This is a genomic window from Microcoleus sp. Pol1C5 (assembly GCF_036701115.1).
Taxonomy (GTDB): Bacteria; Cyanobacteriota; Cyanobacteriia; order Cyanobacteriales; family Microcoleaceae; genus Microcoleus.
Genome location: NZ_JAUBQE010000005.1, coordinates 1 through 22,373, shown reverse-complemented (window position 1 = coordinate 22,373; position 22,373 = coordinate 1). Strand labels below are relative to the sequence as shown.

Below are 22,373 nucleotides of genomic sequence, written 5' to 3'. Positions count from 1 at the left end.
CTTCACCACATTAAAACCAGGGTCCCGATAGAATTAACAGCGTTATCCGTGTAGTGCCTTCATTCTTATATATACTGCGAACCTGTTGAATTGAAAGTTTTACCGCATTCGTGAGCGCATACGTCCAACCTTTTAGAACAGGAAAAACTTTTTGTGAGGTCTTCGCGAAACCAATCTCTAGCGATCGCATCTTTCACCGATTGAGTTCTGAGAGAATTAAAGCCATTTCCGTACTTTTCAATTAAAGCCAGCATTTGCGGTCTGTAAGTGTGGTTATAAATAGCGTATTTAGTATGGCTTACCCAACAGCAAGGCCAGAGTTCCGCTTCAAAACTGATGAAAATCTCTTTGCTGGCTTGAGTTTGGCAGCTAATTTCTACATTTCGGTAGTAATTGTTTAGGCTACCAAATTTTTCTACAGCTTGGATAAATTGGTCTCCCTGGGGATTTTTATATTGCTCCAACGATGGAGGTTGCAGTTCTTCGCTGGCTGGCTTTGATGGGACAGAAGGAGTTGCTTCTGGTGCTTGAGAGGTTTCGATAGCTATAGCTTGATACCAAGCATAATTGGCTTTTTCTGGTTGCCCCAACTTCGTCAAAACTTGAGCTAAATTGCGATAAGCTCCGGCAAAATTGGGTTTAAGCTCGATCGCCTTTTGGTAATAAGCACTAGCTGGCTGCCACTGTTGCTGTTGAGCATAAAGACTGCCGACATTAGCATAAACTTCTGGAAAATTAGGCTGAATTTTGAGGGCCTTGGCGTAACAGTCTGCTGCTGCTTGCATCTTCCCCAAACCTTGAACAGCATTGCCTAAAGTTTTCCATGCTGCTGCAAAATTAGGCTGAATTTTTAGGGCTTGTTGGCTGGCTGCGATCGCCTCTGAGAGCTGTCCTTGTTTCAAACAGCGTTCAGCTTGTTGGTGCAGCCCAACAGCCGTCTGTGTTTGATTTTGAGGGGCTGACGCATTAGTTGTTGCTGGTTGGTTGGGGCGATCGATCTTAGCCTCTACCTGAGAGTTTTCTGTCTTCTGAGGCTGTTGATTGGCGGACTCTTTGTCATAAATTTCTTTCGCCACAAAACGAGAGGTAGCTTTCGGTACAAACTCGACAAATCCTAGTTGTTGGGCTAAATCCCGCGCTGCTTCTACTTGGTGCTGGTTGTGTTCAAATATCAAGTAGTGCCATACAGCTTTTCCGCCAGCTTGGATAAAGGCATTAACCGACTGCATTATCCTGTCCCAGTTGGTATTTTGGCGGTAGATGCTGTTAGTATCGGCCAACCCGTCGATACTAAAAATTACGCGATCGTCTTCTCCTGTCATCGCCTTTGCCAGGGCTTGCCACCAGTCGGGATTGCGTCCGCTACCGTTGGTGTACAAGCTGATATGAGGAACTCCCATGCGGTGCAAATATTCGATCGCCGGAATTGTGGTATTGCTAGTCATAGCATCGCCGTAGTTGCCGCACATATACACCAAATCCAACTGAGAGCAAAACTCTTGTGGGAAAATTCTCTCAATATCCTCCATCTTTAATTCTGCCCCCGGCAAAATCGGGTTGCCGGTGCGGGGGCACTGGGGACAAGCTGCATTGCACCTGGAGGTAATTTCTACGCTGACTCTCCTAATATCTTCATATTTTAAGTACATGAGTTTTCCCCGATTAATTTGTGATTAATATTGAAATCGCGATCGACACAATTAGATAGCAAGAGTTTTGATTGAGTGATTAAAAAGTAAAATTATACCTTATATCTGTCCGCTGTGAACATGATATAAGTTTTTTGTATGAGGGACAGAGGAGGCGAGGACTACTATCTTGATTCCAAATCTTAATTAAAAAACCGCGGCCGGATGTCGATCGAGCCGCGGTTTTTTTTAAGCTAAAGTTTCAATTAATCGCGGCTGTTGATAGCAATCAGCAGGCGCAGAATGAAAATGAACAAGTTGATGTAGGTCAAGTACATCGACAGAGCGGCGGGTAAATACTGGTCGTCGCGGTAGCTGCGGGGTAATATGTAAAAATCGACGATCGCAGCGCCGGCAAATATAAACACGCCGATGCCAGAAATGCCAATTTCCAACCAGGTTGGGGTGTAGACGCCAAAGAGAGAGAGCAGAAACTGACCGCCAACGACCACTAACAAAGCAATCACACCTAAACTGATAGTTTTGGTGAGGGCCATGCCGTCTTGTTCAGAAAGGTTGGAGCCAATTTGGCGGGCGGCGATAAAGGTAATGCCGCATCCGAGGGCTGCAAAAGCGATGCCGGAGATGCCGACGCCTTGGGTTCTGAGGGCTGTAAATACCAATCCGCTGAGGGTGTAGCCGGAAAGCAGGCTGTAGGTTGCCAACAGGGGCAAAGCGGTGTTTTTGTTGCCTTGTTCGGCGGCACCGCGAGCGATGAAGAAGAGAATTAATTCTACGACGATCGCGGCAATGAATGTGGGAAAGAAGATGCTGGGATAGTTACGAATCACTCCGAGGCCGCCGTAGGTGCCGACAGCAGTTAAGACAAGTCCGCCACCCACGAAGGGGAGAGCGTTGGAGATGACGTTGGGGCCTACCAGCGCGTGGTTTTTGGCCTCGCGCACGGCTTCGCGGAAATTGCTAGTGTTACTCACGAGGATTTACCTAATTTTGGCTGAGAATTGCTATCTATCATTTTGACAGCTTTACACTTTGTTTGCAAAACCTGAAAGAGTTTAAAGATTTGATAAAGAAGGGGGTGAAATCACTCTAAACCAGGGATCGATTGTTTATAATAGACTGCGTACAAGTCGGTGCCGTTTCGCTCTCTCGCGGCAAAGCTATAGTTGAGTTTAAAGGATCGGCGCTATCTGTGGCCAAGGGCTAGCTTAAAGTCGCACCAATCACAGATAGCTGAAGTCAATCAATTTGGGAGGGGGAATTTACGATTGGGGATTATGGAGTATATGCTAGAGGCAGGGGCCCAAGTTGATTTTAGGTTTTTGATTTGCGGCTTAGTTGAAACTAGGGACAAGAAACTTCAATAATCTAATATATAAAATATAAATAAAATCTAAAATCTAAAATCGGTTCCGTTAATTGCTAAGGTAGCCCAGACAAAGGATACCGAGAAAATCAATGAAAAGATCGAGTTCTATCGACAAACTGCTAAATAGGTAATGTCCAATGCCCACCTTTTTTGAGCGCAAATTATTGCCCCCTACAGCGGGGATTTTATTGGCTGCCGCCGCCATTATTTGCAGCGGTCAAGCTGCACTTGCAGCTAATGTCCGAGCCGTTTATACGGCTACTTCAGGCCAGGGCTCAGAAAATTTGCTGCTGGCTCAGACCGGTCAACTCCCCCAAAGTACAATTTCTTCAAACCCGAACCGGGGGACCACAAACCGCGTACCTCTGCCCGTAAGAATTCCTGAGCCTTCGACGGTGGTAGGGTTGGGTTTAGTTGCGGGTTCGCTGGCGCTGACTCGCCGGAGAGTGAGAGTTAAAAATTAGACTTTTGGCAAAAAGTCTAATTTTTGGATTTTTAACCGCAGATAAACGGAGATAAATCCGGGTATCAGGATTTTAGCCGATCGCGTCGCGCAGAGCATTTTTAGTCATAGCTGCGATCGACTGTTCGGTAGCTTTCGGCAAGTGATAGTATTTCCCTCCAGAAGTCTTGGCCAATTCCTTCGCAAAGCCAGTCGAAATAAACTTGCTCTCCGTATCAATCACCAGCAACTGCATTCCCAACCCGCGAATTTTGGCAGCAATTTCTAACAATTCCTGCTTAATATCAGGCTTTTCTCCCTCTACAATCGGTTCGCCCAAAGAACGAGCCAAAGGAATATTACCGCGTCCGTCAGTAATGGCCACAATCGCAACTTGACCGATATCTCCAGACTGCCGCGCGTTGACTCCCACCCGTACTGCTTGAGTCAAACCGTGGGCCAAGGGGGAACCGCCTCCGCAGGGCAACCGTTCCAAACGCTTGCGGGCCAAGGCTATCGAGCGAGTCGGCGGTAGCAGCACTTCTGCTTGTTCTCCGCGAAACGGAATGAGAGCAACTTGGTCGCGGCTTTGATAAGCTTCTGTGAGTAGCTGCATGACTGCACCTTTGGCCGACTGCATTCGGTTGAGGGCCATCGAACCCGAAGCATCGACGACAAATACGACTAAAGCTCCAGCTTTTCTGGCCAAGCGCTTCGCCCGAATGTCTCCCTGTTCCACAAATACACGGCGCTGAACCCCCTCTTGCCCCCCCTTGCTAAGGGGGGGTTGGGGGGCGTTAGAATTCCTGTCGCGGCGGGCTTTTTGGTAGGGTGCGGCGGCTCTGAGGGTGGCGTCAACGGCGATGCGGCGGACGGGGCCTTTGGGCAATACCGGCTTGACGTAACGGCCTCTATCTTCCGAGAAAATGGTGCTGCGGCTGCCCGATTTGCCTTGGCGGCTGGCGGCTTGGGCGAAGAAAAGCACGCTGGGGTCGAGAATTACCCCTTCGGGGTCGAAAAGAAATTCTTCGGGAATGGTATCTTTTTCTGGTTTTTGTTCAGGTTCCGGGTTGTCTTCATCCTCTTGGTCTTCTTCGTCTTCTTGCTCGTTTTCTGGTTCGTCTTGTTCTTGTTCTGACTGCTTTTGGGGAGGCGGCGGGGGGGGAGGAGGGGGAGAGTTTTCGTCTGGGGGAGTTTGGATGATGGTGGCGCGGGGTACGATGACTAATTCTACGGCGCGGCGCAAATCTTCGGCGTTAACTTCTGTGCGTCCCTCCATCGCGGCGCAGGCTTTGGCGACGCGGACTGCGAATATTTCGGCGCGGTGTCCTTGAACGCCACCCCGGATGGCTTCTTCTACTAGGTAGGCAATTTGTTCGCGTTTAATGCTGACATCTTTGAGCCATTCTCTGGCTAGGATGATTTGGGTTTTGAGGTTGTCGGTGTCTTCGCTGTATTGATTGAGAAAGTCTTGGGGGGAGCTGGAGTAGGATAAAGCTTGTTCTACTGCATAGACTCTTTCTTCTATTTCGAGTGCTGCGTCGGCTGAAAGTACGATCGCGATTCGATCGAGCAAATGTTCTCTCAGCGGCCCTTCTTCGGGGTTGTATGTGGCGATAAATAGAGGTTTGCAGGGGTGTTGGAAGCTAATGCCTTCGCGCTCTATTTGGTTGCGCCCTTCGGTTAATACTGTTAGCAATTGGTTGGAAATGTTGTCATCGAGGAGGTTAATTTCGTCTACATAAAGTACCCCTCGATTTGCTTGGGCTAAGAGTCCGGGTTGAAATACGGTTTGGCCGAATTTTACTGATTGTTCGACATCGACTGAACCTAAGAGTCTGTCTTCGGTGACACCCAAAGGAATTTGAATGAATGGTGTGGGAATTATTTCAGTAGTTAAGGAATTAGTATCGGTGGTGTGGGCATCTTGCCCGCCATTTTCTGCTAACAAGCCTGATGCCTGTTCTGCCAGAATTTCATTAGGTTCGGCGTTGCAAAAAGAATCTTTAACAATTTCAATGGGTGGCAGTAAGGAGTGCAAGGCACGGGCCATTACTGATTTTGCTGTACCGCGGCGCCCTGCGATCGCAACTCCTCCCAATCCGGGATCGACTGCTGCTAACAGCAGGGCTAATTTGATTGCTTCTTGCCCGACTACGGCGGTGAGGGGAAAGGCTGTGGTGGAAGGGCTAAGGTTGGCTGCGGGCATAGGATTTTCGGATGTAAAAATTTGAACTTAATCTTTAACTTACTTCTTGGAGTATTTTAACTTCTTGGGGTAGAATCACGGTAAAAGTTGAGCCTACTCCTATTTCTGATACTAACTCGATTTTGCCTTGCAGCAGCGTGACGAGCCGCGATACTATTGCTAATCCCAGGCCAGTGCTTTCGGTGGGAAAGAGCTGTTTGCCTGCTTCTCCTGCTTGAAAGAAGGGATCAAAGATGCGCTTTGTATCTTCGGGGGCAATGCCAATGCCGGTATCTGTAATTGCGATCGCCCACTTTCCTTCTCCAGCAGAGTGGCAACTTAATTCGATGCTACCAGATTCTGTATAGCGAATGGCATTGCTCAGCAGGTTGATCAGAATTTGTTGCAGTCGCTGTGCGTCGGCGATTACTTGTCTTGGGGCGCAGTCGCTGGTAACAGCGAGCTTTAGTCCTTTAGCATCAGCAATTGGCTGCATCATTTCTACTACGGTGTTAATTACTGATTGTACATTAGTTCGCTGCAGGTTAAGTTTAATTTTGCCGGCATCGGCGCGAGAAAGTTCTAGTGTGTCATTAATCATGCGAAGCAAGTGTCTGCCGTTACGCAATACTCGCTCGATGTGTTCGATGCCGGGGAGGGTATCTTTGACTTCTGATTGCCATTTCTCTTTTCGCAGAAATAGTTCGGAATAACCAATAATTGAGTTGAGAGGAGTTTTAAGTTCGTGAGCCAAATGGTAGACGTTTTCTTGATGGACGCTGACAAGGCGAGAGAGTTCTTGATTGGTGAGTTGTAACTGAGTTTGGATTTGTTGAAGTTCCTGCAGTCTCTGAGCGACGTAGCTGTTGAAACACTGGGCAATTGCTTCGTCTAGTACGGCATCTATCAGCCGAAAAGCTCTGAATACGTCGGCGGTGGTTCCTACTAGCAATTCTGATTCTAATTGCGAGAATATTACTTGACGCAATAAGTGGTATTCCTGGGCTACTTCTGCAGCATCGTAGCCTTGTTCTGCTCTGAGAAATCCGTGATCTAAACTGGCTTCAATTATTAGTTTTATTTCGCTGTTTTGATATTGGGAAAGCACTGTGGTCATCGCCTGCAGCAGATGAGGTATGTGATTTTCGATTGCTGAGTGCGGTAAGGCGTCAGCGGTTTCAATTTTCCGATCCTGACGAACTGCTTCAATCCAGTTTTGAACGATAGTATCGGTTTTGTCGGCGAGCACTTGGCTGTAGTCCATGATGTCTGCGTGGGGGTTGAGTTTGGCAGAGATTGCCCATGCTTCATTGTAGTTGAGCGATCGCCCGATCGCCATACCAAACTTCTGCCGATCGCGACCCTCCCAAAAGAAGTAGTTTTGAGGTGATTTTTTCCGCGTACCGGAGAACTCTTGATGAGTCGCTCCCAGCTTGTTGCTGCCAAAATCAGCACTTAAATTTATTGACAGAAGAGCCAGAAAGTAGTATATTCACTCGAACCGAGACTTTTTAAGTTTTATTATTTTCAGGGGACTAAATGGAAAACGTGCAAGCTGTGATTGCTGCAACAACATTTATATGTGTAATTTTCTTAATAATTACAGAATGGATACACCTCACAGTTGCGGCATTTCTGGGAGCGGTGATTCTGGTTTTTACCCACGTGATGACATTAAATAACGCGATCGAATATATCGGTCGAAGTCACGCCACGCTGGGCTTATTTTTCGGAGTCATGGTAATGGTGAGAGCCTTTGAGCCTACCAAAGTATTCGAGTATTTGGCAACTCAAATTGTGCTTTTGGCTAAAGGCAAAGGCAAAAATCTCTTGCTGGGTATTGTCGCAATTACTACGCCAATTTGTTCAGTTTTGCCGAATGCTACGACAGTCATGCTGCTAGCACCATTAATTCCGCCAATGGCAGAAGAAGTCGGTGTAGATTTTGTGCCGTTACTGATTTTAATGGTATTTGTGGCTAACAGTTCTGGACTGCTAACAATCGTGGGCGATCCGGCGACATTCATTGTCGGTGATGCTATTAACATGAGCTTTACAGATTACCTGGTAAAGTTAAGTTTGGGCGGGGCGATCGCATTAGCAGTTATATTAGTTATGTTGCCTTGGCTGTGGAGCGAAATTTGGCACAAGAACTTAGACGATTTGGAACATTTGCCGCACCCAAAAATCAATCACCCCCGCATTTTAGCAGTAGGCGGCTTAATTATAGCTTTTGTGCTGACGTTTTTTGTAATAGGAGAGTCTCTGCCCGTCCCTATTTCACCTGCGGCAGTTGCTTTGTTGGGGGCTGCTTTGGCAATGCTCTTAGCTCACCATTCCCAAATTGATTCTGTTAATAATATTTTGCGGGATTTAGATTGGAGCACGCTGCTATTTTTTATGTCTATCTTTGTGCTGATTGGCGGTTTGGAAAAAACCGGAGTTATCGGCAGTATATCTGGAATATTAGCAGTTATTTTAGGTAAGAATATTTTTCTGGGTTCTCTAGTTTTGTTATTTTTTGTGGGTTTGATGTCGAGTGTGGTGCCAAATATTCCGCTGGTAGTGGCGATGGTGCCGCTGCTAAAACAGTATGTTGTCACTATCGGGCTCGCACCGGCAGAGGTGCTGGCTCCCGATTTTGCAGGGCAGTTTCCACCTGCTGTGCTGCCGCTGTTTTATGCGATGATGTACGGAGCAACTTTAGGTGGAAATGGCACTTTGGTAGGAGCTTCTTCTAATATAGTGGCGGCGGGAATTTCTGAACTGCACGGGCGCCGGATTTCTTTTCAAACTTTTCTGCGTTACGGGCTGCCTGTGATGGCGGTGCAATTGGTGGCTGCGGCTATTTATGTAACTCTTCGGTTTCTGATTTAAAGAAGTCATTAGTCATTAGTCAACAGTCAACAGTCAACAGTAATCTAAAATCCCTCCAATTCTAAGGGAAAAATTACAGTGAAGGAGGAGCCAACTCCTACTTGAGAAACTAATTCGATTTTACCTTGCAAGAGCTTGACTAATCGAGCGACAATTGCTAGCCCTAAGCCGGTACTGTCAGGAATGCCAGAGCTCAGGGAGTTGTCGGCTCGAAAATAGGGTTGAAAAATCCGCTCGCAGTCTTCGGGAGCAATGCCAATTCCTGTATCGGTGATGCAGATACTCCAATGTTTGTCTGACAATAATTCGGTTTTTATGGTAATAGTACCCGCTTGGGTGTAGCGAATGGCGTTGCTCGCCAAGTTGGTGATAATTTGCTGCAAGCGCAAGCAATCTGTCACCACTAGATCGTCTGAGAGATGGCACTCAACAGCTATCTCTAAACCTTTGGCTTTCGCTAAAGGCTCGATTATTTCAACAACCGTGGCGATTACATCTGGCAGTCTGGTTGGAGCTAGCTGTAACTTTATTTGTCCGGCTTCGTACCGCGAAATTTCCAGAGTATCGTTGATCAATCTCAGCAACAGTCGGCCACTGTTGAGGACTTTATCAATATGTCCTATATTGGGAACAGAACCTTTAATTTCGGAATAGTTTTGTTGCTGGCGCAAAAACAAATCTGAGTAGCCGATAATAGAGGTGAGGGGAGTTTTTAATTCGTGAGCTAAGTGAGATAAGTTCTCTTGATTGGCGCGAACTAAGCGAGTCAGTTCTTGATTTGTAAGTTGCAATTGGTTTTGCAAATCCTTTAGTTCTTGGAATCTTTCCTGGGTAAAGGTTTGAAAACATTTAGCAATTACTTCGTCGAGCGCCGTGTCAATTAACCGATAAGCTCGGCTGACTTCGGGGGCAGAGGCTTTGAATAATTCTGGCTCTAAAGCCTCGAAAATTACCCAGCGCAGCAAGCGGTATTCCCGCGCAATTTCTTCGGCGTCGTAGCCTTGCTTTGCCCTGAGAGTTCCGTGTTCTAAACTTTTTTCTACGAGTGTGCGAATGTCGCTCTCTTGGGATTGAGAAAGCATGGTTACGATCGCTTGCAGTACCATTGGAACGCTGTCGCGCACGCCATTGTAGGTGAGTTCTTTAGCGCTTTCGAGTTGGTCGTCGGAGCGTACAGCTTCGATCCAGTTTTGTATAATTATGTCGATTCGATCTTGCAGCGCGAGGCTAAAGTCTCTCATGGCTTAAGTAGAGAAATAAGTGGGCGATCGCATTTTATCTCTCTAAGCTAGTTTAATAATTAATTTTTTGAATTGTTTGTCAACTTTTGGGCTTCGCCGATCGCCAATAGCTACTTCTAAAGACCTATTGACAAACTTAGATGCTCGTGATATTTGATGTTAAATTGGCTTAAAAAGTCAAACCTAATCCAGCAAGGCGCGCTCAGACCAAGCGTGTGGCTGGAGCGCAGGAACCAATTTTCGGGGCTAATTTCTACAGAATTAAAAAGCAAAGTTAAAAATTGCCAAATTTGAGTGTAATTTTTGATTTTGAAATCTAAGGAGAAGGACATCTCTGAGTCCTAGCCCGTCAGCTAACTTCGCAGGCATTGAGAAGAGACAGAAAAGCCAAATTTCTGAAAAAGATTGTTTGCCTTCGTCAGTGTCTCAGGTTGGTATTGTTCAAGATTTTTGTACCTGCCCTGACTTTGAAGGAGATTGAAATGTTGATACAGCTTAATTTATCTGCGATCGCACTTGCAGGAGTTGCAACGTGGAAGCGGGTAAAACCCGTTGTCATCCGAGATGCAGTTTTGTTGCCTGCTGCGGGTTTTGACTGCACGGGCGTCGGATTTCTTTTCAAACTTTTCTGCGTTACGGGCGGCCTGTGATGGTGCTGCAATTAATAAGTGCGGCTGTTTATGTAACTATTCGGTTTCTGATTTGAAGAAGTCATTAGTCATTAGTTGGCAGTTGGCAGTCAACAGTCAACAGTCATTATTCAACAGTCAACAGTTAACAGTTAACAGTAATCTAAAATCCATCCAATTCTAAGGGAAAAATTACAGTGAAGGAGGAGCCAACTCCTACTTCAGAAACTAATTCGATTTTACCTTGCAAGAGGTTTACTAATCGAGCGACAATTGCTAGCCCTAAGCCGGTACTGTCAGGAATCCCAGAACCCAGGGAGTTGTTGGCTCGAAAATAGGGCGTAAAAATCCGATCGCAGTCTTCTGAAGCAATGCCAATTCCTGTATCTGTGATGCAGATACTCCAATGTGTGTCTGACAATAATTCGGTTTTTATGAAAATAGTACCAACTTGGGTGTAGCGAATGGCGTTGCTCGCCAAGTTGGTGATAATTTGCTGCAAGCGCAAGTAATCTGTCATTACTCGATCGAGAACCGGATCGCAGTCAACGGCGATATCTAAATTTTTTGCTTTAGCCAAAGGTTCCAGTATTTCGACAACAGTGCCGATCGCCAATCGCACATTTGTGGCAGTTAGCTGCAATTTTATGCGTCCCGCGTCGTACCGCGAGATTTCGAGAGTATCGTTAATTAATCTAAGTAACCGTCTGCCGTTGTTGAGGACTTTATCAATATGTGCCAAATTGGGAGCAGAATCTTTAAGTTCAGAATTGTTTCTTTGGCGCAAAAACAATTCTGAGTAACCAATAATAGAGGTGAGAGGAGTTTTCAATTCGTGAGCTAAGTGAGATAGATTCTCTTGACTGGCGCGAAGTAAGCGAGTCAGCTCTTGATTTGTAAGTTCCAATTGGTTTTGCAACTCCTGTAGTTCTTGCAATCTTGCCTGGGTATAGGTTTTGAAACATTGAGCAATTGCTTCGTCGAGGGCAGTGTCAATTAAGCGGTAAGCTCGGTGCACTTCAGCCGCTGAGCCTTTTAGCAATTCTGGCTCTAAAGCCTCGAAAATTACCCTCCGCAGCAAGCGGTATTCCCGCGCAATTTCTTCGGCATCGTAACCTTGTGTTGCCCTGACAGTCCCGTGGTCTAAACTTTCTTCTATGACTTTCCCCATGTCATCACTGTCTTCTGATTCGGACAGCATAGTTACCATCGCTTGCAGTACAATGGGAAGGCTGTCGCGCACGGAAGTGTAGGGAATTTGCTTGGCGGTTTCGATTTTCTCGTCGGCGCGAACAGCTTCGATCCAGTTTTCGGTAATTCTGTCAATTTGATCTTGTAGAGCTTGGCTAAAATCTATCATGGCTCTTAGATATAAATCAAGTGAGCGATCGTATTTTATCTCTACGTTAGTTTAATAATTAATTTTTTGAATTTTATCTCAACTTTTTAGCTTTGCCGATCGCCAATAGCTACTTCTAAAGACATATTGACAAAATCAAATGGTCGTGCTAGCTTAAGTTAAATTGGCTTAAAACGTCAAGCCTAATCCACCAATGCGCGATCGAACCAAGCGTGTGGCTGGAGCGGAGGAACCAATTTTCGGGGCGAATTTCTAAAGAATTAAAAACCAAAGTTAAAAATTGCCAAATTTGAGTGTAATTTTTGATTTTGAAATCTTTAGAGAAGGACATCTCTCAGTCCTAGCCCGTCAGCTAACTTCGCAGGCATTGAGAAGAGACTGAAAAGCCAACTTTCTGAACAAGATTGTTTGGCTTCGTCAGTGTCTCAGGTTGGTATTGTTCAAGATTCTTGTACCTGCCCTGACTCTGAAGGAGATTGAAATGTTCATACAGCTTAATTTATCTGCGATCGCACTTGCAGGAGTTGCAGCGTGGAAGCGTGTAAAACCCGTTGTCATCCGAGATGCAGTTTTGTTGCCGGCGGCTGGTTTTTTGGGAATTCTTGGCTTGTGGTGGATTGTTGCCAGCTTCAACAGCGATTTGATTCCCACTCCGTATCAGGCGTTAATAGCTAATTTAGATTACATATTGCATCCATTTTACCAGCGCGGGCCGGGAGATTTAGGCATTGGCTGGCTGCTACTAGCGAGTTTGCGGCGGGTGTTAGTGGGATTTTTCCTGGGTGCAGCAGTTGCAATTCCCGTGGGATTTCTCATCGGGATGTCGAAACCGGCAATGATGGCGCTCAATCCGCTGATTCAAATCTTCAAACCGGTGTCGCCGCTAGCTTGGCTGCCGATAGCTTTATCGATTTTTAATTTAGCAGAGCCGTCGGCAATTTTTGTCATATTTATCACGTCTTTGTGGCCGACAATTATCAACACAGCTTTGGGAGTTTCTAGCGTTTCCCAGGATTATCTGGATGTGGCGCGAGTTTTGGAAATGCCGCGCTGGAGGCGGATTACCAAAATAATTTGGCCGGCGAGTTTGCCCTACATTTTTACAGGTTTGCGGATTAGTTTGGGGATTGCTTGGCTGGTGATTGTGGCGGTGGAAATGCTGACAGGCGGTGTGGGAATTGGCTTTTTTGTGTGGGATGAGTGGAGCCGCTTGAACCTGAGTTCGGTGTTTTTAGCGGTGTTTGTAATTGGCATAACTGGATTGTTGCTCGACGCTGCAGTTGACAAAGTTCAGGAATTGGTAACGCATCGCTCGGTCATTAATCATTAGTAATTAGTCATTAGCTCAGGGTTATTGATGACAGACATTTAGTTATTAGCGATCGAGAATTAAATATGAGTGACAAGTTTTCCAATGAATGGAACCGCCGAGAGTTTTTGCAAGGAATCGGATCGGCAGCAGCGGGAATGGCTTTATCTGGTTGTGGAATTAGCGCGGATCGATCGGCAAAAGGACTCACTGAAGAAGCCTTAGCCGTAAAGCCGGTAGTCGATTCCCGAACCTTAGAAAAACCAAATTTAACCGTAGGATACGTGCCCGTTAACGATTGTGCGCCATTTGCGATCGCCTGGAAAAAAGGCTTTTTCCGCAAATACGGTTTAAACGTCCAACTCAACCGCGAAGCAAGCTGGGCAACCTCCCGCGACGGCGTAATCTTCGGCCGCCTCGACGCCTCCCCAGTGGTATCCGGCGCCGTCACAAACGCCCGAATTGGCGCCGAAGGAGCGCGCCACGCACCCCTGTGCGCGGCAATGACAATTCACCGCCACGGCAACGCCATGACGATGAACAAAGCTATGTGGGATTCCGGTTTGCGCCCGTGGCACGAATACAACGGCAATTTGGAAGAATTTGGCAAACAATTTCGGGCCTTTTTTGACAGTCAGCCGTCGGAAAACAGAGTTTGGGCAGTGGTTCTAAGTTCTGCTATTTACGAATACTTTGTCCGCTACATATCGGCGGCTGCCGGTGTCGATCCGTTCAAAGAATTTCGGGTAATTATTGTGCCGCCGCCGCAGATGGTAACGAACATCAGGATTGGCGCCATGCAGGCTTACATGGTAGCCGAACCTTGGAATACGCGGGCAATTCAAGGCAATTTGGGAGTGGGTTTTACCTTCGTGCAAGGGAAGGAAGTTTGGCTGGGACATCCCGATCGCCTTTTGGGAGTAATGCAATCATTCATCGAGGAAAATCCCAAGACTTATTACTCGTTGGTTAAGGCAATGGTGGAAGCTTGTCAGTATTGCAGCAAGCCGGAAAATCGCAGTGAAATATCGGCGCTGCTGACTGAGCGATCGTTTACGGGGGCGAGACCGAAAAAAGGGGCGATCGACAAATTTACGCGACCGGCAATAGTTGGCGACTACAACTATGGAGGGTTTGACGAAAAAGAGCGCACCATACAATCGGAAGATGCAACTATTTTCTACAACATCCCTAAGAATTTGCCTCAAATACCCGGAAATCATTCAACATTTATGTGGCAGTCTCAGAGTATTTGGTTGATGACTCAAGCCGCTCGCTGGGGACAGATTAAGGAGGTGCCAAAAAATGCTGAGGAATTAGCTAAAAAAGCTTGGAGAACCGACCTTTACCGCAAGATTGTTGCCGAAATGGGGATCAATTGTCCCCAGGAGGATTACCAAGTGGAACCTGCGGAACTTTTCATTGATAAAAAGGCATTTGATCCTAGCGATCCGGTGGGTTATTTGAATAGTTTTGAAATTCGAGCAAACCGCCCTCAGTCTTTTTTTCTGTCTTAATTCCTACATTCCTGAACGCAGAACCTCTGCGAGGGCGTGCAGCTTACCGTTTACGCAACCGTTCGGAAATCAAATTAACACTTTACTACTTTTTAGGAGAAGACCGTGACTCAATACTTTTCTACTTCTATTGAAGCCAGCAGCCAAGTTAAAACCAAATCTGAATTTCTCGAAATAGACAAGTTGTTCAAATCGTATAAAAGTGCGGATGGTAGCGATTTTAGCGTTTTGGAAAATATCAATTTAAGTATTGGAGAAAACGAATTTATTTCGGTAATCGGTCACTCTGGCTGTGGCAAATCAACGCTGTTAAAAATAGTGGCGGGTTTGGAAAGACAGAGCGGGGGAATTGTGACACTGGAAGGAAAAGAAATTCGCAAACCTGGAGCCGATCGCATGATGGTATTCCAGCACTACGGATTGCTGCCGTGGCTGACGGTGCGGGAAAATATTCGGCTGGCAGTTGATGAAGTTTTGCAAAGTCTTAGCCGTCCCGAGAAGATTAGTCTTGTCAACGAACACCTAGCAATGGTAAACTTAACGGCAGCAGCCGATAAATATCCAGACGAAATTTCAGGAGGCATGAAACAGCGGGTTGGAATTGCGCGAGCTTTGGCGATCCGACCGAAAATGTTATTAATGGACGAACCGTTTGGAGCGCTGGATGCTCTGACTCGCGGCAAGTTGCAGAAACAGGTGCTGGATATCTGGGAAAATCACAGACAAGCTGCAATGATGATTACTCACGATGTGGATGAAGCTATCTATATGTCCGATCGCATTGTGCTGATGACAAACGGTCCGGCGGCGACAATAGGAGAGATTTTGTCAGTGCCGTTTTCGCACCCGCGCGATCGCCAGGAGTTGCGGGAATCGAAGGATTATTACGAACTCCGCAACTATGCTTTGAATTTTCTCGATCGCTACTTTACTCAAGACGAATAACACCCGACGGATCGACATAATAATTCACTTAAGAGAGGTTAAGCCTGTGAATCTCAAAACAATGTTAGCGCGTTTTGAAAGTGCATTGGGATACCAAAATTTAGCAGAAGAAATGGTATTGCTGCCAGAGCAAACATTACCAGTTTCTAAGAAATCAAAATCCCCAAAACAGGCAAAAACTATCAATTTTATTGTCGGTTACAACAGTTCTCCCCAAAGTCAAATAGCTCTGGATATTACCCTTTGGATGGCGCATCAAACTCGTTTAGTAACAACTAAAGAAGTCACTGTTCAAGTCGTCTACGTGATCGACGAATCGCCAAAAAATTACGGTGAAGATAATTGCAAATTTGCTGTAGCAAATGCCTTGGTCGCACAGCAGAAAGTGTCTAATTTAGAGGAAGCATTCGCCCTTAATTGTGCAGCGCCTGCGCTGGCTTTACAAACCGAAATCCCATCGGTATCCCAGCAAAAAAGTTGGATCGATCCGCATTATTTTCGAGAAATTTTTGGTCAAAAAAATGAGTACGAGGTAGCAGATAAGTTGCTGTGGCAAGCGCGCTGTTTAGCTGAGGAGTGGCGCGGTTTATTCAAAGCTCATTTACGCATCGGGCGGGTTGCTACAGAGCTGAGAAATGTGGTTGAATTAGAATCAGCCAACTTACTTTTCTTGGGCTGCGATTCGGGAAACCACTCGCTGGTTAGGGAACTAGGCAAGAATTTTCCCTGCTGCGTACTCGGGATTCCTTCGGCACTCAGCTATCAGATGGATGTTCAGCCTGAAGAAAGTTTGAGCAAGTTACAGTTGGCTACAACTATACCTGCACATTAAACTTGTTCAGCACTTACGCAAAACTATATGTAAGGTTCGCAGTGCGAACGCTACCGCTATAAATTCGCGCGCTAAACATTTTTTTGCGTAAGTTCTATGTCGATAAAAAATTAACAATAGTTTTCTCGCTCGAAGTCCCAACTAACAGACAAGTGGGACTTTTTTTGATTATTGAGATGTTTAAAATTTCTCTTAAGGAAAAATGTCGTCACTTACCTGAGCATAGACAATTCGTTAACTAATTTTATCCTTCCCCGGCACACAGAGCGCAGCAGCCGATCGATCGAGCGCTTGTCTTCCTCAGTCAAATTTTCGTCAAAAATAGCAGCCATCAAACCATACCTATCGGCTAGAGTAATGTAGCCATTTTGATTCACTTCGGCAAACAGCTCGGCCAAAGCAGATGGAATCAGGTGGACAGGAGTTTGCATAGCGATTGAGTCTAAATTCGACGATCGCGCGATCGGGCGTTTCTGCATTAACAAAAGGCGATCGCACTATAAAAATTTATAGCTCTATTGCCTTTAAACGTGTGACAATAAACAGCAAAATTTGTGAAGTAAATCACCTTAAAAATTGGCAAATTATGATAAAGCTTGCAGGTGCGAGGGAAGACCGAGCAACTGCAAACTGAATGTTTTCTAAAGATTGTAAATCACCACTTCCTCCACAGGTTCAGCTAACTCAAACTTAAACACCCGCGAATAGAAATAGAATTCGCCGTCAAGAGTTCTTTTGATATTTTCAGCGCGGCGAAAGCCGTGGTGTTCCCCTTCATAAGCAACATAAGCCACCGGCAAACCTTTAGCTTTCAATATCTCTACCATCATTTCCGCTTGATTGGGCGGAACCACTTTATCTTCTAATCCTTGAAAAAAGATAACGGGACAAGATAAACGTTCGGCGGAATGAATAGGCGAACGAGCCACATACAAATCTTTTCTTTCAGGATAAGGGCCGATCAATCCATCCAGATAGCGCGCTTCAAACTTGTGAGTATCCGTTGCCAAAGCTTCCAAATCGCTGACTCCATAATAGCTCGCACCGGCCTTAAACACATCGCGGAAAGTAAGAGCGCACAGAGTAGTGTACCCCCCTGCGCTGCCTCCGGCGATCGCCATTCTTTCGCCATCAACTAAACCCTTTTCAGCTAAATATTTAGCACCATTAGCGCAGTCGTCAACATCGACAATTCCCCAACTATCTTGCAGTCTTTTTCTATATTCTCTGCCGTAACCAGTGCTGCCGCCGTAATTAACATCGAGCACGGCAAAACCGCGACTCGTCCAATATTGAATTTTCAAATTCATGCTGCTAGAAGTAGCAGCAGTGGGGCCGCCGTGACTTTTCACAACTAACGGCGGTTTTTCACCCGCAGGTGCTGCAAAATCTTGATTTTTCGGAGGATAGAAGAAACCGAAAGCAGTCAAATTGTTTTCCGTGGGAAATTCGATAGGTTCTGGTACAGAAAGATAACCCGGATTGATGCTTAAATTGCTCGATTGTCGCAATATTTCTAGTTGATTTGTTGCTAGATTTAGTTGTACAATAGCTGTAGATTCAGTCGGCGAACCTGCCAGAAAAACAACAGCTTCTCCCCGCCCTCTGACAGACGAAATATCAGTGTAAGGCGTCTCAATAGTTGTCAAATGCTTTGTCGTTAAGTCAAGACTCGCTAAATACCACTGGCCTTGCTGAGTGTAGGTGCAAATAATTTGGCTTTCCGAGACAATGGCATAAGTAGACATTCCAAAAACCCACTGAGGCAGTCCGAATTCAGCCGCCATTTCGCACAAGCTGGTTTCTATCTCTGCTTCCCCCTTTACCAAGGAGGGATTGAGGGGGGTTCTAGATTGCCAGCGGTAGAAATTCCACCAGTTAGACTTGTCAGAAACAAAATACAAAACTCCATCGGGCGACCATTCCGGTTGAAAAATCGACTCCTCAACCCCGCCAGCAACTAAGTATTTTTCACCTAAAGAACCATCAGCATTAATTTCTGCTACCCACAATTCTGTGCCATCCCACGGCATATTTGGATGGTTCCAACAAATCCAGGAAAGTAGAGAACCGTCAGGACTTAAACGAGGGGAAGCATAAAAATCATTGCCCTGAGTTAAGATTTGAATATCTTCGCCGTTCTCTAAATTAATGCTAACAATAGTATTGACAGGTTCGCCCTCACCTGCATGGTCTTCGCGCACGCAAATCAGGCGATTTCTTTGCTTGTCAACTATCGCATCTGCATAGCGAGAATTAGCAGTAGGTGTCAGAGGTTCTGGTTGAGAATTTAATGTTTGAGTATAAATACGTTGGTCGGCAAAATGAGAAAAATAGACAACACCGCCAGCAACTGCAAAAGCAGCGCCGCCGTATTCGTTAACGCGAGTGCGAACATTAAAAGGATGCGGTGTCACGTCGCTAATTTTACCGTCAGGAGTGCGCCGCACGAGGACGCTTCTTCCCGCTTCCGAAGGCCTTCCCTCAACCCAGTAAATATCATCGCCGTCAATAGCAATTTGTCCGAGTCCGACCGTTCCAGAAACAATTAAATCGGAAGAAATAGGCGATTTCCAAGAGCCGTAAGGTGATACTTTATTCATATAGTTGAGGCAGTTGTGTTTATCGCAGAAAAAAATTAATATTTGTACTTTACACTACTTCAGTCACCGGGGAAGCAAAATGTCAAAAAAACTCGTACTCATGGATCACGACGGTGCAGTTGACGACTATCTCTCAGTCGTGTTGCTAATGACAATGGAGGAAGTCGAAACTCTGGGAGTAATTGTAACTCCGGCGGACTGCTACATTCAACCGGCTGTGAGTGCAACGCGCAAAATCCTCGATTTGATGGGGCGTTCAGAAGTTCCAGTGGCGGCGAGTACGGTGCGGGGACTCAACCCATTTCCGGTGTTATTTCGGCGAGATTCCTTTGCAGTCGATCGACTTCCCATTCTAAATGAAAAAGGAACCATTGACACGCCGTTAATATCAGAACCCGGACAAAACTTTATGGTGCGAGTTTTGCGGGATGCCGCCGCACCAGTCACATTAATGGTAACGGGGCCGTTAACAACAGTAGCGCAAGCTTTAGATATCGCGCCAGAAATTGAAAGCAAAATTCAAGAAATTGTCTGGATGGGAGGCGCCCTCAATGTTATCGGCAATGTTAGCAAAGATATGGAACCCGGACAAGATATGTCGGCGGAATGGAATGCTTACTGGGACCCGATAGCAATCGAGAGAATTTGGCAAACCCAAATTCCCGTTGTCATGTGTCCTTTAGATATCACGAATAATGTACCGCTGACTGTAGAATTTTCCAATCTCTTAGCAAGACAGCGCCAATATCCAATTTCCGACTTAGCAGGACAGTGTTATGCCCTCGCAATATCTCAAGATTACTATTTTTGGGACATTTTGGCAACCGCTTATTTAGCGCATCCCGAATTTTACCAACTGCGAGAATGGGAAACTGAAATTATTACCGAAGGCATCAGCCAAGGACGCACAAAAGTTAAAAGTGGAGGGCGAAAAATTCAAGCAATGGATCAAGTAGACACCGCCACTTTTTACAATTACATATTACAACAGTGGGAAAGGTAAAAATCACCATATCTGCTAGGGACAAGCGAGCAAAAACTCCGTACCAAACCCGCCATGACACGAAGATTTACTTTCTCTTCTCTTCCCTCTCTTCCTCTGCGTCCTCTGCGCCCTCTGCGGTAAAAAAAAATCTCAACTCCCAAATGCAAAACATCAAAAAATGCTGCCACCTCTATCAATCATCCCCTTAGCCCAAACCCCTCCCGCCCCTCAAGAAATAGTCCAAATCCAAGAAGTGCGACCTCTCCCCGGACAGTTAGACAACATACCAGTATTTAACAGCAATAGTCCAGAAGTAGTGCTGCAAGAAGGAATTTTGCTTTCGACATTTCCCCCAGATGGTAAAAGATTTCCGGCGGCCCATTTAAACTTTCCGTTTCAAGGACGTTTCGACATATTTGCCCACCACATAGCCCGCGCACCTTCGCCGGAAGATTTGCGAACCTTGTATCAAGGAGTAATTGTTTACAATCCGGGCAATAAACCAGTAAAATTAGATATATTGCAAGCTGCGAGTTATCTCAGTCAACCCGATGCACCTTTTATTGAATTGCCACCGCAAGTCGATAATTCAAACAGCAATATTTACGCGGGGCCGGGAAGCCGCGCTGTGAATGATATTCTCAGAGGAAGGAGACAGTCAGACTTTGGGCCTGGGTTAATTATTCCACCGGGAAAAAGCCAAATGTTGATGAATCATCCGATACCAGTGCGGGGATTGGTACCGCCGCTAAACGGTCGATCGACCTTGATGCGGTTGCGGAGCGATGGTATAGTCTATGTTGCCAGTCTGGCGATGTTTGCCCTAGTTGACCCAGAGGAAAACGGACAGGGAAACGAGCGATCGCCCAACTTAGCAGAATGGCAAAACTTATTAGACAATGGTAATATAGCCGGGCCGCGCGATCGAACTCCCACACCGCCCGAAATCACCGAAGGTCAAATAATTTACGGCCGAGTTGCTGGTGTAGCATTAGGTTCACAATGGCGAGCACTTCTCTCAGACAACCCCGCCACCTCAAACCTAGCAATTCCCCAACCCGGAACTGCATTTTCCTATCCATTAAGCAGCCTCCCGCGCGGAATGCTGGGCACAAATCAAGTGCAAAGTGCGAGGATGCTAGTCCGCTACCCAGATACAGCATACCGCGCCCACGGCAATTACGGAATTCAATACAGTCTCAGCTTGCCGCTGTACAATTTTACCAGCAAAAATCAAACTGTAACTGTCGCCATTCAAACTCCAATTAAGACAGACAAATTAGCTTCAGGAGGACTTAATTTTTTAGAACCTCCGGCACCTCAAACTTTTTTTAGGGGAACGGTTCGAGTGCGGTATACTGATGACAGTAAAGTGCCTCAAACTCGCTACGTGCATTTAGTCCAGCGGCGGGGACAGCAGGGGGAACCTTTAGTAAAACTAGAGATGAAATCGGGAGAAAAACGACTGGTAGAAGTAGATTTTATTTATCCGCCAGATGCGTCGCCGCCGCAAGTTTTGATAGTGAAAACAAATTAAATTTTAGCGGCTGCTACGGGTAGGCAGACGGCTACAAAGACAATGCGTAATTAACCAGATTTGATATTAGTTTCGCGGGGCGCGAACTTGGTTGGTGTCTAGTCGGTATTGGCAAAAAACAAGATGAACTTCTCAAAAAGATTCTGGGTAATTGCTTGCTTTGTGTACGTTTTAATTCTTCTCAGTATCATGCTTTTAGCAGGTACGGGGAAATTAGTCAACTTTCCTCTCGCTCATCCGCCTTATGACAAACTCGGTCACTTTATTTTGTACGGAATAGCATCTTTTTTGTGCCATAGAGCAACTGGCAAAAAAAAGATCAATTTGTTTAATTATTCAATTCCTTTCGGACCCGCAATTTTTACTATGTTCACTGCGGCAGAAGAAATGCTGCAAGCCATTTTACCAAATCGTACTGCTAGTATTGAAGATTTTTTATATAGTTTTTGCGGGATTGCAGTTTTTTATTGGATTGGAGAAGTTTGGGATAGAACAAAAGGACATTGATGATATATAGTCATTTCAAATAAATGTGAGACAAATGCAAGATGATGTAAAATCAAGAAAAATTGTTAACTCGGAGCCGAAAAATGGCAGACAGTCTAGATTTGAGAAAAAGAGTAGTGGATTATGTGGAAAATGGAGGGGGTATAACCAAAGCCGCCGCCCTGTTTAAAGTAGGAAGAGCAACAATATACAGATGGCTAAGGAGAGAAGACCTCCGAGCAACTTTCGGTAGAACACCGTGAGCGAAAGATAGACTGGGAAGCACTTAGAAAAGATGTAGAAGAAAATCCCGAAGCAAGATTAATAGGCGTTGGTGAATTAGGGTATGATGATTTGAGAGTGCGAGCGCCAAAAAATAACACTTCAAAAAACGCAGAGCTTAT

The 22,373-nt window shown here is 45.7% G+C and carries 18 protein-coding genes, 1 pseudogene and 2 riboswitches; of the genes and pseudogenes, 11 read left to right on the top strand and 8 right to left on the bottom strand.

Translation table 11 applies throughout. The features are described from left to right. Positions 1-65: 65 nt before the first annotated feature. Together QUA23_RS04115 and QUA23_RS04110 are read right to left on the bottom strand one after the other, a co-directional pair. Positions 66-1,649 carry a tetratricopeptide repeat protein gene (locus tag QUA23_RS04115; protein WP_333074201.1) on the bottom strand — a complete coding sequence of 528 codons (1,584 nt, stop codon included), beginning with the start codon at positions 1,647-1,649 and terminating at the stop codon, positions 66-68. Positions 1,650-1,894: 245 nt separating this feature from the next. Beyond that, the gene (locus QUA23_RS04110; protein WP_333074202.1) at positions 1,895-2,623 is read right to left on the bottom strand and encodes a Bax inhibitor-1 family protein; all 729 of its coding nucleotides are present in this window, start codon (positions 2,621-2,623) and stop codon (positions 1,895-1,897) included. A gap of 532 nt (positions 2,624-3,155) precedes the next feature. Between QUA23_RS04110 and QUA23_RS04105 the strand changes: the two genes are divergently transcribed. Next, the gene (locus QUA23_RS04105) at positions 3,156-3,482 is read left to right on the top strand and encodes a PEP-CTERM sorting domain-containing protein (RefSeq protein ID WP_333074204.1); all 327 of its coding nucleotides are present in this window, start codon (positions 3,156-3,158) and stop codon (positions 3,480-3,482) included. A 72-nt stretch (positions 3,483-3,554) separates the two neighbouring features. Here the strand turns inward: QUA23_RS04105 and bchD are convergent, their stop codons facing one another. Beyond that, positions 3,555-5,669 carry a magnesium chelatase ATPase subunit D gene (bchD, locus tag QUA23_RS04100; protein ID WP_333074205.1) on the bottom strand — a complete coding sequence of 705 codons (2,115 nt, stop codon included), beginning with the start codon at positions 5,667-5,669 and terminating at the stop codon, positions 3,555-3,557. A 34-nt stretch (positions 5,670-5,703) separates the two neighbouring features. Then, positions 5,704-6,987 (bottom strand): HAMP domain-containing sensor histidine kinase, encoded by a 1,284-nt coding sequence (locus QUA23_RS04095; RefSeq protein ID WP_333074206.1) that lies wholly within the window; start codon positions 6,985-6,987, stop codon positions 5,704-5,706. Positions 6,988-7,187: 200 nt separating this feature from the next. On the opposite strand from QUA23_RS04095, the gene QUA23_RS04090 reads away from it, so the two are divergent. Next, positions 7,188-8,525 (top strand): ArsB/NhaD family transporter, encoded by a 1,338-nt coding sequence (locus QUA23_RS04090; RefSeq protein WP_333074207.1) that lies wholly within the window; start codon positions 7,188-7,190, stop codon positions 8,523-8,525. Positions 8,526-8,569: 44 nt separating this feature from the next. On the opposite strand, the gene QUA23_RS04085 is transcribed toward QUA23_RS04090, so the two are convergent. Then, complete coding sequence (locus QUA23_RS04085) at positions 8,570-9,766, bottom strand: sensor histidine kinase (RefSeq protein ID WP_333074209.1); 1,197 nt, start codon at positions 9,764-9,766, stop codon at positions 8,570-8,572. Positions 9,767-9,936: 170 nt separating this feature from the next. Beyond that, a riboswitch (cyclic di-AMP (ydaO/yuaA leader) is annotated at positions 9,937-10,149 on the top strand. Positions 10,150-10,248: 99 nt separating this feature from the next. Here QUA23_RS04085 and QUA23_RS04080 point away from each other — a divergent pair. After that, positions 10,249-10,416, top strand: a complete 168-nt coding sequence (locus QUA23_RS04080) for a hypothetical protein (protein WP_333074211.1) — start codon at positions 10,249-10,251, stop codon at positions 10,414-10,416. Positions 10,417-10,558: 142 nt separating this feature from the next. Here the strand turns inward: QUA23_RS04080 and QUA23_RS04075 are convergent, their stop codons facing one another. Next, on the bottom strand, positions 10,559-11,755 hold the full coding sequence (locus QUA23_RS04075; protein ID WP_333074212.1) for a sensor histidine kinase: 1,197 nt from the start codon (positions 11,753-11,755) through the stop codon (positions 10,559-10,561). Positions 11,756-11,924: 169 nt separating this feature from the next. Then, positions 11,925-12,137, top strand: a riboswitch (cyclic di-AMP (ydaO/yuaA leader). Between the two features lie 99 nt (positions 12,138-12,236). Between QUA23_RS04075 and ntrB the strand changes: the two genes are divergently transcribed. From ntrB to QUA23_RS04055, 4 genes are all read left to right on the top strand, one after another. Next, on the top strand, positions 12,237-13,085 hold the full coding sequence (gene ntrB / locus QUA23_RS04070) for a nitrate ABC transporter permease (protein WP_333074213.1): 849 nt from the start codon (positions 12,237-12,239) through the stop codon (positions 13,083-13,085). A gap of 65 nt (positions 13,086-13,150) precedes the next feature. Next, positions 13,151-14,581 carry an ABC transporter substrate-binding protein gene (locus QUA23_RS04065; protein ID WP_333074214.1) on the top strand — a complete coding sequence of 477 codons (1,431 nt, stop codon included), beginning with the start codon at positions 13,151-13,153 and terminating at the stop codon, positions 14,579-14,581. A 105-nt stretch (positions 14,582-14,686) separates the two neighbouring features. Next, on the top strand, positions 14,687-15,526 hold the full coding sequence (locus QUA23_RS04060; protein WP_333074215.1) for a nitrate ABC transporter ATP-binding protein: 840 nt from the start codon (positions 14,687-14,689) through the stop codon (positions 15,524-15,526). A gap of 46 nt (positions 15,527-15,572) precedes the next feature. Further along, positions 15,573-16,358: a universal stress protein gene (locus tag QUA23_RS04055; RefSeq protein ID WP_333074217.1), complete on the top strand. Its 786-nt coding sequence runs from the start codon at positions 15,573-15,575 to the stop codon at positions 16,356-16,358. A 212-nt stretch (positions 16,359-16,570) separates the two neighbouring features. Here QUA23_RS04055 and QUA23_RS04050 read toward each other — a convergent pair whose 3' ends face one another. Both QUA23_RS04050 and QUA23_RS04045 read right to left on the bottom strand, forming a co-directional pair. Continuing rightward, entirely contained in the window at positions 16,571-16,789 is a 219-nt protein-coding gene (locus QUA23_RS04050; protein ID WP_333066921.1) for a hypothetical protein, read from the bottom strand. Between the two features lie 210 nt (positions 16,790-16,999). Next, positions 17,000-18,961: a S9 family peptidase gene (locus QUA23_RS04045; RefSeq protein ID WP_333074218.1), complete on the bottom strand. Its 1,962-nt coding sequence runs from the start codon at positions 18,959-18,961 to the stop codon at positions 17,000-17,002. A 79-nt stretch (positions 18,962-19,040) separates the two neighbouring features. Here QUA23_RS04045 and QUA23_RS04040 point away from each other — a divergent pair, with 79 nt between their 5' ends. The 4 genes and pseudogenes from QUA23_RS04040 to QUA23_RS04025 form a co-directional block, all read left to right on the top strand. Next, a complete protein-coding gene (locus tag QUA23_RS04040; RefSeq protein ID WP_333074220.1) occupies positions 19,041-19,964 on the top strand; it encodes a nucleoside hydrolase in 924 nt (307 codons plus the stop codon). Positions 19,965-20,124: 160 nt separating this feature from the next. After that, the gene (locus QUA23_RS04035; RefSeq protein WP_333074221.1) at positions 20,125-21,483 is read left to right on the top strand and encodes a DUF3370 domain-containing protein; all 1,359 of its coding nucleotides are present in this window, start codon (positions 20,125-20,127) and stop codon (positions 21,481-21,483) included. 123 nt (positions 21,484-21,606) lie between these two features. Next, the gene (locus QUA23_RS04030) at positions 21,607-21,990 is read left to right on the top strand and encodes a VanZ family protein (RefSeq protein WP_333074222.1); all 384 of its coding nucleotides are present in this window, start codon (positions 21,607-21,609) and stop codon (positions 21,988-21,990) included. Positions 21,991-22,073: 83 nt separating this feature from the next. Next, positions 22,074-22,293 (top strand): annotated as a pseudogene (locus tag QUA23_RS04025) (IS630 transposase-related protein); the annotation flags it as partial. Positions 22,294-22,373: the final 80 nt, after the last annotated feature.